This is a genomic window from Idiomarina loihiensis L2TR, assembly GCF_000008465.1.
GTDB classification, from domain to species: Bacteria; Pseudomonadota; Gammaproteobacteria; order Enterobacterales; family Alteromonadaceae; genus Idiomarina; species Idiomarina loihiensis.
Map to the genome: position 1 here is coordinate 2,774,886 of NC_006512.1, position 13,118 is coordinate 2,788,003.

Consider the following 13,118-nt stretch of genomic DNA (forward strand, 5'->3'; position numbering starts at 1 on the left):
AATGATTCAAAAACTTAGTATAGACTACGTGCCTAAACGCGCGTTTGATCACTCGCCATGCTGTTCCAGCCAACGGTATAGAGTGCGCCTTGTGACTCCGAGAATTTCTGCCGCTTTAGATTTATTCCCTTCGGCATGCGTCAATACCTTACGAATGTACTGATTCTGATATTCATCCAGAGTCGGCCACTCGGTGCCATAATCCACGTCGGGTTCATGCTCACTATCCAAAATTCTTTGCGGTAAATCTTCAACCGCTATTTTATCGTCTCTGGAGAAAGTAAAGGCACGTTCAATAGCATTCTGTAATTCACGTACGTTGCCCGGAAAGCGATAGCAATAAAGCTGCTCCAGTGCAGCCGGAGAAATGCTGCGAACCGGTTTATCACTGTTTTTCTGCAGCTGCTGTAGGAAAAAATTAGCTAAACGCTCAATATCTTCTCCCCGTTCCCGCAGCGGTGGTACTCGTAAACTAAAGGTTTCCAGACGGTAAAATAAATCCTGCCGGAAGCGCCCATCTTCTACCTGTTGCTCTAAGTTCTGGTGGGTTGCAGCCAGGATCCGGACATTCACCGTTTCTTCTTCGTCGCTGCCCACGGCGCGAATCGTGCCTTCCTGCAATACACGTAGCAGTTTAGCCTGTAACGCCATTGGCATTTCACCAATTTCGTCCAGCAACAAAGTACCGCCGTCGGCCTGCTTAAGCAGGCCCTGACGCTTTTTCTGAGCACCGGTAAATGCGCCAGCTGTGTGACCAAAGAATTCGCTTTCCATTAACTCGGCTGGAATGCCCGCACAGTTCACCGCCTGGAAGCTCTGCTCAGCGCGGTCACTTAACTGATGCAGTGCCTTTGCCACCAACTCTTTACCCGTACCGCTTTCACCGGTAATTAAGACGCTGCCGTCTGCCGGAGCTATGCGCTCTATCTGGTCATACAGTTTACGCATTGACGGGCTTTGGCCGACTAAGCCCCCGGGGCCCTTTTGTTGCTGACGATACCGTTTAAGCTCACGCTGCAGTGACCGATGTTCTAATATCCGTTTTACGCTAAGCAATAGGTGTTCAACATCCAGCGGCTTGGTTAGAAAGTCATCGGCTCCTTGTTTTAAAGCATCAACCGCCTGATCAACCGTACCAAATGCGGTAATCAATAACAGCGCAGGGGAGTTCTCTTCATTTTTTAAACTTTCCAGTAAAGACAAGCCTGACAATCCCGGTAAGCGAATATCGCTGATAACCAAATCCAATGGCGTTACCGATTTTTTAAAGGCTTCAATACTTCCCCACGCGGTGACTTTATAGCCCTCGGCCTCCAGCTCTTCAACCAGCAACTCCTGCAGAGCCGGATCATCCTCAATAACGCCTATCATGGCTTTTGCTGCGGTCATTCACTACCTCCTTTAATAACGGCTTGCCGAAGGCATTGCGCAGGTAAACTCAAGGTAACCCGACAGCCACCATTGGGGTTGTTTGTTAAAGACAACTCTCCGTTATGGTCATTCAATACGTGTTTCACTATGGTTAAACCAAGCCCGGTGCCTTTTCCCTGAGGTTTATTAGTTTCAAAAGGCTGCAAAGCTTTATCTTTCATAGACTCGGGCAACCCCTCACCGTCGTCATCAACGGTGATAATGACACCTTCACCGGCGTACTCAGCTGCCACCACAACTTCCGATTCAGCTGCCTGCAAACCATTGCGAAGAACATTAACCAACGCCAGTTCCAGTCGCTTGACATCTACTTTCAGAATAACGTCGACAAGTTCCTTAATCACCACTTTGGCCGAGCCTTTATCCTGCTCAAACTCTATGCTGGTCATGGCTGTTGCTATCAGGTCACGTAAAGAAATAGCTTCGCGCTGCTGTACCGGCGTGCGGGAGAAGGCCAACAGCTGGTTTACCAGCCCGGTTAACCGCTGCACCTGGCCTCTTACCGCTTTTAGCTGGCGCTGACTGTCTTCGTCTTTATGGTTGCGTAATAAGCGGCTGGCGCGTCCGTCAATAACGGTAAGCGGAGCACCTAGCTCGTGCGCAACACCACTAGCAACGCTACCAATAGCCGCCATTTTTTCCTGTTCTCGCAAAGCTTGCTGCAGAGAGGCCTCGTGCTCTCGGCGCTGCTCCAGCTCTTGCTCAGCCTCGGTGATACTATCGAGCATTCGGTTGAAACCCTGAGCAACCTCCTGCAACTCTGACGGGCCAGCCGGTGTAACCCGTGTACTTCGGTGCCCTTCAGCTACCCGCAACATGGCATCCTTAAGTGCCACCACATGCCGTCCAACACCGCGGTAATGACCAAACACCAGCACCGCAATAGTAATTAAACCAAACGCCCCCCAACTGAGCCAGGCGTATTGGCTTAACGTTTCAAAGGACTCATCAAAATCGCTGGCCCGCCGGTTTATCTGTAATAAACCAATAATGCGACCACCGCGATCAACAATAGGCAGGAATTGAGAGAAGACATCACGTCCCTCAACCCGTCGGTAATCGTCTTGCTTTATTCCGGTCTGAACGGTTTGCAGTGCTAGCTGACTATTGCTTAAGTCGGTTTCAGTAATGCCCGCTTCCGCTACCTGCTGGCCATACACATTATAAACCGACGCACCATAAACCCGACCAATATTAAACACCGAATCCAGGTTAGCCTGTACTGTGGACAAATCGTTATTCAACAAGGCGTCACTTATAGGCAAGCTAATGGCTCGGCCGAGAAGCTCTAAGTCACTTTTTAGCCGTTCATTGGCCTCATCAGAGGCAACCTGTAACCCCACGCTTATTGCCACGCCGGAAATTAACAACATAGGCATAACGACATAAACCAGAAGCCGCCTTTGCAGACTGGATAGTGGCCAACTGTATCTTTTTGTCACACGACCTCCTTTAACTGTGTACTAAGGATACACATTTTTTAGTTGGTTTTCTCGGCGCAAACTTCGCAAGAACAAAAAGCTATAAAAATCAGTTAATTGAAAAGTTGGCACAGTCTTCGCTTTAGTTAGAGCGTAAGTAAAACTGATAAATTCATCTAGGAGATTATCATGCAAAAGACAATTATCGCATTAGCAACAGTATTCGCACTGGGTAGCACAGCAGCAATGGCTCAAGAGCAACAAGCTCAAGATCCAATGGCGCAGCAACAGCAGCAAACTCAGGAAATTTCTGAAGGCATGCTGGTTAAGTTTGTAACCGCTATGGAAGATGTTCAGGGCGTTACTGAAAAATACCGTGACCAGTTCCAGGAAGCTGAAAATCAGGAAGAAGCTCGTGAAATTCAACAGTCTGCACAGGAAGAAATGATTGCAGCAGTTGAAGACGCAGGTCTAACTCCACAAGAATACAACATGATTATTCAGCAAGCGCAAAACGACGAAGAGCTTCGTGGCCGCTTAGAAGAGCTGACGGGTGACGAAAACTCTTAATCGATTTACTCGATTGTAGGTTAAGAAGGCAGCCTTTTGGCTGCCTTTTTTGATCATCTCTCCTATGCTTTACGTAGGCCTAACTAGAAGAATATTCTTTAACGCAAGGAGAAAGCGAAGTGAAAGCATCCGATTTATTCGTAAAAGCACTTGAAAACGAGGGTGTGAAGTACATTTTCGGCATTCCCGGCGAAGAAAACCTGGACTTACTTGAGTCGCTCTCAAAATCCAGCATTGAGCTAATTTTAACCCGCCACGAACAGGGCGCAGGTTTCATGGCCGCCACTTATGGTCGCCTGACCGGCAAACCCGGGGTGTGCCTTTCCACCTTAGGCCCGGGGGCAACCAACTTGGTTACACCGGTGGCCTACGCGCAACTCGGCGCTATGCCTATGGTTGTCATTACTGGACAAAAACCCATAAAGGAACGTCATCAGGGTCAATTCCAGATCATTGATGTGGTCGACATGATGACTCCCATTACCAAATACACTCAGGCGATTATTAGCGCCAGCAGTATTCCGGCGCACATCCGTGAGGCTTTTCGTCGCGCTGAAGATGAACGCCCCGGCGCTTCTCACCTGGAGCTCTCAGATGATATCAGTCGCGAAGAGGTCAGCAGCCTTCCGATAGAAGCCAGTCATTCGCGCCGCCCCATTACCGAGCATAAATCGGTCCGCCACGTGCTGGAACTACTGCGCGAAGCAAAACACCCGGTACTGTTGATAGGGGCTGCGGCCAATCGGAAAATTACAGCAAAAATGCTGCGCGCATTTGTCGATAAAACCGGTATTCCTTTTATTACCACGCAAATGGGTAAGGGTGTTATTAACGAAGACCACCCACGCTGGCTTGGTAATGCGGCGGTTTCCGACGGCGATTACCCGCACCGCGCCATCGAAAAATCTGACCTGATTCTTAATGTCGGTCACGACGTGGTGGAAAAGCCGCCCTTTATGATGAAAACCGGCGACAACGACAACCGTAAAGTGGTGCACATTAACTTTCAGGGTGCCCAGGTTGATTCGGTTTACTTTCCTCATGCCAGCATGATCGGCGATATTGGTAACAGTATCTGGCAGTTAAAAGAAGGGATTGAGCCGCAAAGTCACTGGGATTTCAACTTTATGCTGAAAGTTCGCGATCACATGCGCGACCATACCGATGAAGGCGCTCATGACGGCAGCTTTCCGGTGTTACCCCAGCGTCTGGTAGAAGATGTGCGTGAAGCTATGCCAGATGACGGTGTCATTGCACTGGATAACGGCATCTACAAAATTTGGTTTGCACGTAATTACCCGGCTCGTCAGCCAAATACGGTACTACTGGATAATGCCCTTGCCTCAATGGGTGCAGGCTTACCATCGGCCATGGCCGCGAAGCTGGTTAATCCGGAAAAGAAAGTCATGGCAATATGCGGTGACGGCGGTTTTATGATGAACTCTCAGGAGCTTGAAACTGCTGTGCGCATGGGGCTGGATATCGTTGTCGTTATCTTAAATGACAGCGGCTATGGCATGATCAAGTGGAAACAGCAGCATATGAAACTGAGCGACTACGGCTTAGATTTCAATAACCCGGATTTTGTGAAATATGCAGAGTCTTACGGCGCTAACGGTTACCGTTTAGATAAAACCGAAAACTTGATACCGCTGTTAAAAGACTGCCTGAACAAACCCGGCGTACACCTTATTGATGTACCCGTGAACTATTCACAAAATGACCGACTGCTGAACGAGGAAATCCCCGAACGCAGCCGCGCCATTAAAGATATTTAAGAACGGTTCGGATCAGTATCCGCGAAATAAGGGTAGTCGTTTAACTTATCGACAAAGGCCTGAAGTCGCGGATACTTATCTAAGTTAAAACGCTCACGGAAAAGCCCCCAGCTAAGGAAACAACCTAAACGTAGCTCTCCGTCACTAAAGGGATGAGGCCCTTCATAAGCCACCGCATGCTCTTTATCTTCCATCAGTTGCAGTATGTCATTAATACGCTGCTGTTGGCGTTTAACATACTTAACACTGTCAGCTGTTACGCCTTCTCTCTCCAGCAAAAACACGTTAATTGCCGAGTCCATCGCCGTATTGACCAGACAGTACTGATCAAAATCTTTTACATCGGCAAAGAAGCGCTCATCCGCCTTGTCCCGCACGTATTTGAGAATGCTGGTCGAGTCGTGCAGGCGCAAATCATTGTGGTGAAGAAAGGGAACCTTTTTCGCCGGACTTAATTTGGCACTGGTTTCAAAATCCGTTTCGGTAAATGAAAACTTTGTCTTGGTTTCAAGTAAAGCAATACGGCAATGTCTTACGAACGGCGAGGTATAACTTCCGAACAATTCCATGATCTTCTCCTGTTAATGGTCTCGACAAGCTTCGTCAGGGTATTCCAGTTCAATGGTGGTATGAGCTAATTCAAACGCTGCCAGCTGCTGTGATATTTGCTGCTTTAACTGTGCGCGCTCTGAACATTCCAGTTCTTTTGATACCACAATATGCGCGGTTAATACATGACGCTCGCCATCCAACGACCAAAAATGCAAATGATGGGCGTCATCAACCAGTTCCAGCGAGGTCAATTGCTCACGTATTTTCCGGTACACTTCGAGGTCTGGTGAGGCCTGAACAAAGAGCTTAACGGTAGAACCCAAGTGACGAAGAACGTTAACCAGAATGAACAAAGTGAAGCCAATGGAAAGCAGAGGGTCAAGAATAGGCCAGTCGACAAAGATTAAGATAATCGACACGATTAAAACAGCAACCCAGCCCAGAACGTCCTCTAGTAAGTGCCAGTTAAGTACGCGTTCGTTTAACGATTTACCATGAGACAATTTAAACGCCGCATAACCATTCACAATAACGCCAAATACCGCCAGTAACGCCATACCCTCCGCCATCGGCATTACCGGGTTCCATAAACGGGGAATGGCTTCAAATAAAATCCAGATTGAGCCTGCAGTCAGTACAACCGCGTTAATAAAAGCGCCAACCAGAGATAAGCGTTGATAGCCATAGGTAAAGGTCTGCGTGGCATCTTTACGACTGAATTTATCCAGCAACCAGGCCATACCAATAGAAATGCTGTCGCCGAGATCGTGCACCGCGTCAGCTAAAATGGCCGTACTATTGGTTAATATCCCACCGATAAATTCAATAACGGTAAAGCACAGATTAAGGAAAAACGCCCAACCAATTCGCTCCGATGAGCTCTCGTGGTGATGATGGTGATGGTGCATAAAGCTCCTTATTACCAATGTTAGCACCCATTCATCTTAATACTAAGCGAGTCAGAATTCGACATCAGAGATTTATTGTTATAATATAACATTACACTTAAACACAATAACTGAGTTGTCTTGGACCCATGAAATACCAAACAGTTACCTTAAGTTTACTCTCTATCATAAGTATGGGCTCGTTTGCGCAAGAACAGGAGTCTTTCGAACACATTGAAGTCAATTATCGTCAGGCTTACCGCGGAGATGTTCCTGTTTCAGAAATTCCTCAGGCAATTACTACGCTGGACCGCAGCCTGGTGGATGATATTAATATTTCCCGTTTTCGCGATATTTTGCTGTTTTCTCCGTCAATTGCTTTGCAAAACGACGGCGGTAACTTATGGGACAGCTACTCCATGCGCGGGTTTCCGGGCAACGAAAATGTACCTACTGGTTATTTAGTTAATGGTTTCTCCAGTGGTCGCGGATTCGGCGGGCATCGGGACGTTTCCAATATTGAGTACGTAGAAGTTCTGAAAGGCCCGGGCTCTGCACTGTATGGCCGCTCGGACCCGGGAGGGGTAATTAATGTAGTTACTCGTAAACCACAATACGCGCCGGAAGGATACTTAAAGACTTCCCTTGGCAGCGATGACCGCTATCGTCTTGAAGGAGACTACACCAGCGGCCTTAGCGATAGCCTCGCCATGCGGATAAACGGTGCAATACAGGACGACGACAGTTTCCGCGATCATGTCAGCAGCAAGAAAAAGGTTATTAACCCGTCGCTGCGCTGGCAACTGGATAAAGACACCTCCATACTTTATTCGTTTGAGTTCATGCAGCAGGAGCAGTTGTTTGACCGCGGCATTGTCGTTTTAGATAACAACATTAAAACTGTTCCACGAGAACGCTTTCTGGGCGAACCAAGTGATGACCCTACTAAAATCAATTCACAAGGCCACCAGTTAACCTTTGAGCACTATCTGCAAAACGACTGGTTTTTAACCGGTGGTATTAATGCCAGAAGCACAAAGTTGGACGGCTACTCGTCAGATGCCGAGCTATCCGGCTCGCGCCAGAAACTATTTGAAGACGGCCGCACTCTGACACGTCAGCATCGCCGTCGTGACTATGACTCCGATGATTTATCAGTAAGGTTGGAATTAAGCGGTAACACAGAGCTGTTCGGTATGACCCATCACTTATTGATGGGAGCCGACGCATACCGTTATGACTTATACACCTTATTGGCTCGCGCCCGTCCGGAGCCAGGCACTTACGAGCTGGATATTTTTAACCCTCAGTATGGCGCAGCTAAACCAGAACTCCAGACTCAATACATTAACGATGAGAATCAAAAGGGCTTCGGTTTGTACGTGCAGGATCAACTTGAGCTTAATGACCAGTGGCATCTACTGCTGGGTTTAAGGCTGGATCAGTACACACAGGAAACCTTAGAGCTGGTTTCAGGTACGGAATCTGAACAGGATGACAGCCGGGTTAGCCCACGCGTTGCACTGAGCTACTTGCCAACGGATAACTTAACCCTGTATGCCAGTTATTCAGAAGGCTTTGTTCCTATTAGCGGCACCGACTTCGAAGGTCAGGGTTTTGACCCGGAAGAGAGCGACTCAGTAGAGCTGGGCATGAAATATTCCGCTCATGGCTTTCGGTTAAATGCGGCTGTTTTCGATGCCACCAAAACCAACATTCTTACGGATGACCCGGCTCACCCAGGCTATCCAGCCACGCTGGGCGCAGCAACCAGTAGAGGGTTTGAAATAGAAGGGGGCATGTCGCTAGGCAGTTACACCGATTTACAGGTTGCCTACAGCTACATAGACAGTGAAACAAAAAATGATATTACCGTTTACGACTGGGGCGTCAATGTCCCTGCCGGTAGTGACCTGGTAAATATTCCTCAGAATACCTTTAACGCCATGGTTAAACACGACCTCAGACACTGGCAAATTAATGCTGATATAGGGCTTACTGCTCGCTATGTGGATGACCGTTTAGGCGCTACGGTCGATCAGTCGTATCGTCTGCCCAGTTATCAGGTGTTTGATCTGTTCTATACACACCGGTTAACCGACAACACTGAATTACAGATAAACGTTGATAACCTTTTTGACGAGTATTACATGTCGAACGCCTACTCTGCGCTTTGGACAACACCAGGAGCCCCAAGACAGTTTTCAGTGAGCCTGACTTATGAATTCTAAAACTATCACGCAAAGAATTAACAGTATTGATGCGTTGCGTGGGCTGGTCATTATATTGATGTTGCTGGACCACGTACGGGAGAGGTTCTTTTATAATCACCCGGTTGCAGACCCTATGATACTGGAAACTACGGAGCCGGGCTTATTCTGGAGCCGTTTTGCCGCACATTTTTGTGCGCCCATATTTGTGTTTCTAACCGGCCTTTCAGCCTGGTTGTATCAGCAAAAGCATGACGGTTCGCCCAGCGTCGCCCGTGAGTTTTTATGGAAGCGCGGACTGTTCCTGGTGATATTGGAACTTACGGTCATCAACTTTTCATGGTTTGGCGCCTACGAAACACTGTACCTGCAAGTAATATGGGTTATTGGTCTGTGCATGCTCATTCTGGGTGCCTGCGTTAATTTACCGTACCGGCTTCTGTTTGTGTTGGGTCTGCTTATTGTTGCCGGGCATAACGCGCTGGACTTTATCCACCTTAAACCGGGTGAGTGGGGCTATACAGCCTGGACCATTCTTCATGACCGCGGCTATATTTTACAGTCCGACGCATTATCAATACGAGCCAGCTACCCGTTACTGCCGTGGATAGGCGTTATTTTGCTGGGTTATGCGGCCGGACCTTTGTATTCCAAATCCTTCTCATCTGAGCGCAGAGCCTATTGGTTATTAGGGCTAACGACGTTTTGCCTCGCCGGCTTTCTGTTGCTGCGTGGTTTTAATATCTACGGCGAGACACAGGCCTGGTCTCAGCAAGAGAGTTTAGCCGCCACCGCGCGGGCTATATTCAATGTGACCAAGTACCCGCCATCGCTGAATTTTCTGCAAATAACCTTTGCCGGCATGTTTGCCATGCTTTACCTAATGGAGCGCTTACAAGGAAAGTGGACGGAAGTTCTGACCGCTTTCGGTGGCGCACCCATGTTTTTCTACATAGTCCATCTTTACGTTTTATTGCTGCTTTATACTCTGGCTACCGCAGTTTTAGGGGCGCCGGAGGAAGGCTTTATGAGTCTGCCCAACATTTATTGGGTGTGGTTAACCACCATTGTACTGGCCGCCTTACTGTATAAGCCAACGCAAGTGTTTAACCGATACAAACGTCGCAGCAATAAAGCCTGGGTGAAATATTTATGATGGTTAAGGAGAAAGGCATGAGTGACAGACTCGGTATATTTTTCTCTGGCCTGTGTTTTGTTCATTGTCTGGCAACGCCAATACTGCTTATTTTTCTGGGGACAAACTCGTTAGCGAGTGTTCTGGAAACGCCTTTGTTCCACCGGCTATTATTGCTGCCGGTGTTAACCATGGCGATATTTCAGGGGTATTATGCCTGGAAAAACCCGCAGGCGAAGCTCAGTCGGGTACTACTGCCGCTTGGTTGTTTAGCGGTCGTTATCGCCCAGTTTTTTCATGGCCCAATTGAAATCTTACTCACTATTATTGGCTCGCTTACCTTAATTAGTGGTCACTTTTTTCATTTAAAGCACGAGCACTGCGCAGATCAGAACTGACCCGCGCTACTTGTAAGATAAAAGCCCATTCCGCCTAGCAGCCAAAGAACACTGATACCACACAGCCCATTCATAACCTTGTCACCTAAAGACGAACCGCCGCCATGGTCATGATGATGGTGGTGTTCGTGTTCTTTTTGCTTCTGCCGCCAAAGCACAACCATAACCACGCTCAGCAGTAAGAAAATAAGGTTGAGAACAAAACCATAGTCCAACTTAAAGTGCTGTTGTTCTGCCGGAGAGGACCACTGCGACGCATCCGGCAGTAGATCAAACGCCAGTAAACCATAATGCATAGCTAAAGACGCCGCTACCAGGCAGGTAAATAGCATTAAGGTAATATACAGTGCCATTTTCCAGCCATAATAACGCGCATTAATTTTAACAACCGGCAGTACAATTAAGTCGGAGAAAATAAACGCCATAACCCCGGCAAAGGCCACACCTTCACCAAACAAAACGGCCGCTAATGGAATGTTGCCCATAGAACCAATAAAGGTGAAAAATGCAGCCACCGGACCCACTATCGCTTGTTGAAGTAACGACCAGAAACCCGGGTCACCCTCTGTACCCACACCAATAAACAACCATTCAAAAAACGCACTAGGCAAAAAGGCTGAAATAACGCCGGCAACGGTAAAACCAATGAGTACGTCTTGCCAGACCATTTGCCATTCCATTACGTACTTTTGGCCAACTTTCTGCCAGGTATCCTTACTGAAAAGATCCGATAATGTGCTCTCGTGTTGATGTTCGTCGTCCTCTTCGTCTTCTTTTCGCGCATTCTTAATTAGGTTTTTAGGGTTGGTTAGCGTAATAAAGAGCCAGACGAATAGAATTAGCAACAACCCGCCAACGTATTCACCAACTACAAACTGCCAACCAAGGAAAATAGAAATAACAAAACCCAGTTCAATAACCAGATTCGTGGAGGCCAGCATAAACGCCATTGAAGCACTGAACGCAGCCCCTTTGTTAAACAAAGCCCGGGTGGTTGATAGCGCAGCAAAACTGCAGGAACTGGAGATAAAGCCAAAGAAAGTACCCAGCGACACAGACTTAAGATCATTGCCGCCCATAGCCTTGCGCATTCGCCGCTTAGTGATAAGCACTTGGATTAAGCTACTGATTAAATAACCTAATACAAACGCCCACAGCGCCATCCAGAAAAAACCCAGGCTGGTATAGGCCGACTCACCCCATAGCGATAGAAAATTCTCCATGCTGGCTCCTTGGTCTGGTTAAATTATTTTAGAATTCAGCAGATTAAAATAAAAATATGACTACATTCAAAATAGTAGCTTACGTTAAGCCTGTCCAAAATTGATCAAAACGCCTTGTTCCGTGACAGTCTCGTGACGTTTTCTTAAAAGAGCACTTTTGAGCCGCTTTCGTGTAGCCCCTTTTCATTTCCAGTTAAGCTGAGCTTTTAATAAGAGTCTTTGAGTGTTCTTTATAGAAGCGCTGGCGGAAAAACCAGGCGGAACATACCATCAACACGCTACCCAGAAGAGCCGTAAAGTAAGCGCTCTCTAATAGAAAGTTTAGCCAACTTAGCTTTATTTCAAAGAAGTTACGGTACAGCAGTATACCGACGGTTCCCGCATAACCCATAGCATCCGCGATATAAATAAGAAATCCGGCATTAGCTTTGTCGTTTATCATCGATAACATGCGATCGAAAATAAGACAGTTAAAAGGAACATAAGCCAGATAAATCCCAATAGTTAGCGCTATCATCCATGATGAACCTGAAATTCCACCGCTTTGATAGAATAAGCTGCTAACACCTAAGAGAAGAAATCCCCCAATAACCATCAGATGGTTAACCATAAATGCCCGAAAATTGTTTTTAATCCACATTATCGAGCTTAGCAAAAGTAGAACAGTCAATGACGTATACAGCGCAACGGAAGAAAATATTGCGGGTCTGTCGCCATACCCTAGTTCTATCCATATTTCTGCTGCAAAATTGTCACTGAAGTCGCGCATAGCGGTCAGTAATATATAACTGACGACCATGCAGCCCAAACCTATCGAGTATTTCCGCACTAATTGGATCCTATCTTCGGATGTCATTGGCTCCCTTTTATGGCGTTCCTCTTTATCCTGGTGTGTCGGCGGGGGAATCCTGGAAAGAAAATATACGGAAATGAATAACGGGATAGTAAAAATAGCGCCCGTGGCAGCCGGCATCCAGTATTCGCTGACTTGTAAGTCCAGCATCAGGTATTTACCGACGGTTTTTACGACACCAGAAGACACAATGAAACTAATAGATAAAATAGCACCCAAGACTTCCGTGGTTCTTCTTCCCTCTAAGTAACTGAAGACCAGGCCCCAGATTATGCCTAACGGTAAACCGTTAAAGAATAGCGCGACTAGCTTCCAGTTCCCCGGCGCAACGGCAAAAGCCATAAGTGAGCACTGTGCTGCCATTACCAACGTGAGAATGGCAACACTGCGATAATTTGCCGTCATTTCCGATACGACTTTAATACCGACAAACTTGGATAGGGCGTAACCTAATACCTGCGCAATAATTAATGCACTTTTGAAATCGATCCCTGCAACGAACTGAGCCTGTTCGTAGCTTGCCACGGCAAAAGGCTTCCGGAACGCATACATACAAAAATAGGTCGAGAAAGCGGCACTTGAGGCGTAGAGAATAAACCAGAAGGTGTTACTGCGCTTTGTATTCTTAGTGAGAGAAACCATAAGTGCCATTCCTACCAT

11 protein-coding genes are annotated in these 13,118 nt (G+C 47.2%); 5 read left to right on the forward strand and 6 right to left on the reverse strand.

Annotated elements, in window-relative coordinates; translation table 11 throughout:
- Window positions 1-48: 48 nt before the first annotated feature.
- The gene (locus IL_RS13245; RefSeq protein ID WP_011235805.1) at window positions 49-1,389 is read right to left on the reverse strand and encodes a sigma-54-dependent transcriptional regulator; all 1,341 of its coding nucleotides are present in this window, start codon (window positions 1,387-1,389) and stop codon (window positions 49-51) included.
- Window positions 1,386-2,873 carry a sensor histidine kinase gene (locus IL_RS13250; RefSeq protein WP_231378599.1) on the reverse strand — a complete coding sequence of 496 codons (1,488 nt, stop codon included), beginning with the start codon at window positions 2,871-2,873 and terminating at the stop codon, window positions 1,386-1,388. Before IL_RS13250 ends, IL_RS13245 begins: the two co-directional genes overlap by 4 nt.
- Window positions 2,874-3,041: 168 nt before the next feature.
- Here IL_RS13250 and IL_RS13255 point away from each other — a divergent pair, with 168 nt between their 5' ends.
- A complete protein-coding gene (locus IL_RS13255; RefSeq protein ID WP_011235807.1) occupies window positions 3,042-3,422 on the forward strand; it encodes a DUF4168 domain-containing protein in 381 nt (126 codons plus the stop codon).
- A gap of 119 nt (window positions 3,423-3,541) precedes the next feature.
- Window positions 3,542-5,200 carry an acetolactate synthase large subunit gene (locus IL_RS13260; RefSeq protein ID WP_011235808.1) on the forward strand — a complete coding sequence of 553 codons (1,659 nt, stop codon included), beginning with the start codon at window positions 3,542-3,544 and terminating at the stop codon, window positions 5,198-5,200.
- Here IL_RS13260 and IL_RS13265 read toward each other — a convergent pair.
- Window positions 5,197-5,769, reverse strand: coding sequence for a glutathione S-transferase family protein (locus IL_RS13265; protein WP_011235809.1), 573 nt, complete (start codon window positions 5,767-5,769; stop codon window positions 5,197-5,199). The genes IL_RS13260 and IL_RS13265 overlap by 4 nt on opposite strands.
- 12 nt (window positions 5,770-5,781) lie before the next feature.
- On the reverse strand, window positions 5,782-6,660 hold the full coding sequence (locus IL_RS13270) for a cation diffusion facilitator family transporter (protein WP_011235810.1): 879 nt from the start codon (window positions 6,658-6,660) through the stop codon (window positions 5,782-5,784).
- 128 nt (window positions 6,661-6,788) lie between these two features.
- Between IL_RS13270 and IL_RS13275 the strand changes: the two genes are divergently transcribed.
- From IL_RS13275 to IL_RS13285, 3 genes are read left to right on the forward strand one after another with little or no spacing between them, the layout of a single operon-like run.
- Window positions 6,789-8,870 carry a TonB-dependent siderophore receptor gene (locus IL_RS13275; RefSeq protein WP_011235811.1) on the forward strand — a complete coding sequence of 694 codons (2,082 nt, stop codon included), beginning with the start codon at window positions 6,789-6,791 and terminating at the stop codon, window positions 8,868-8,870.
- Window positions 8,860-10,005 carry a DUF1624 domain-containing protein gene (locus tag IL_RS13280; protein WP_011235812.1) on the forward strand — a complete coding sequence of 382 codons (1,146 nt, stop codon included), beginning with the start codon at window positions 8,860-8,862 and terminating at the stop codon, window positions 10,003-10,005. Before IL_RS13275 ends, IL_RS13280 begins: the two co-directional genes overlap by 11 nt.
- Before the next feature lie 17 nt (window positions 10,006-10,022).
- Window positions 10,023-10,382 (forward strand): MerC domain-containing protein, encoded by a 360-nt coding sequence (locus IL_RS13285; protein ID WP_011235813.1) that lies wholly within the window; start codon window positions 10,023-10,025, stop codon window positions 10,380-10,382.
- On the opposite strand, the gene IL_RS13290 is transcribed toward IL_RS13285, so the two are convergent.
- Both IL_RS13290 and IL_RS13295 read right to left on the reverse strand, forming a co-directional pair.
- A complete protein-coding gene (locus IL_RS13290) occupies window positions 10,373-11,605 on the reverse strand; it encodes a permease (protein ID WP_011235814.1) in 1,233 nt (410 codons plus the stop codon). The genes IL_RS13285 and IL_RS13290 overlap by 10 nt on opposite strands.
- Before the next feature lie 193 nt (window positions 11,606-11,798).
- Window positions 11,799-13,100, reverse strand: a complete 1,302-nt coding sequence (locus IL_RS13295) for a DUF5690 family protein (RefSeq protein WP_011235815.1) — start codon at window positions 13,098-13,100, stop codon at window positions 11,799-11,801.
- Window positions 13,101-13,118: the final 18 nt, after the last annotated feature.

Excerpts from the sequence above, each read along its gene's own strand:
- IL_RS13245 (WP_011235805.1), bottom strand. The coding sequence starts at position 1,389 with ATGACCGCAGCAAAAGCCATGATAGGCGTTATTGAGGATGATCCGGCT.
- IL_RS13255 (WP_011235807.1), top strand. The coding sequence starts at position 3,042 with ATGCAAAAGACAATTATCGCATTAGCAACAGTATTCGCACTGGGTAGC.
- IL_RS13265 (WP_011235809.1), bottom strand. The coding sequence starts at position 5,769 with ATGGAATTGTTCGGAAGTTATACCTCGCCGTTCGTAAGACATTGCCGT.
- IL_RS13270 (WP_011235810.1), bottom strand. The coding sequence starts at position 6,660 with ATGCACCATCACCATCATCACCACGAGAGCTCATCGGAGCGAATTGGT.
- IL_RS13275 (WP_011235811.1), top strand. The coding sequence starts at position 6,789 with ATGAAATACCAAACAGTTACCTTAAGTTTACTCTCTATCATAAGTATG.
- IL_RS13280 (WP_011235812.1), top strand. The coding sequence starts at position 8,860 with ATGAATTCTAAAACTATCACGCAAAGAATTAACAGTATTGATGCGTTG.
- IL_RS13285 (WP_011235813.1), top strand. The coding sequence starts at position 10,023 with ATGAGTGACAGACTCGGTATATTTTTCTCTGGCCTGTGTTTTGTTCAT.
- IL_RS13290 (WP_011235814.1), bottom strand. The coding sequence starts at position 11,605 with ATGGAGAATTTTCTATCGCTATGGGGTGAGTCGGCCTATACCAGCCTG.
- IL_RS13295 (WP_011235815.1), bottom strand. The coding sequence starts at position 13,100 with ATGGTTTCTCTCACTAAGAATACAAAGCGCAGTAACACCTTCTGGTTT.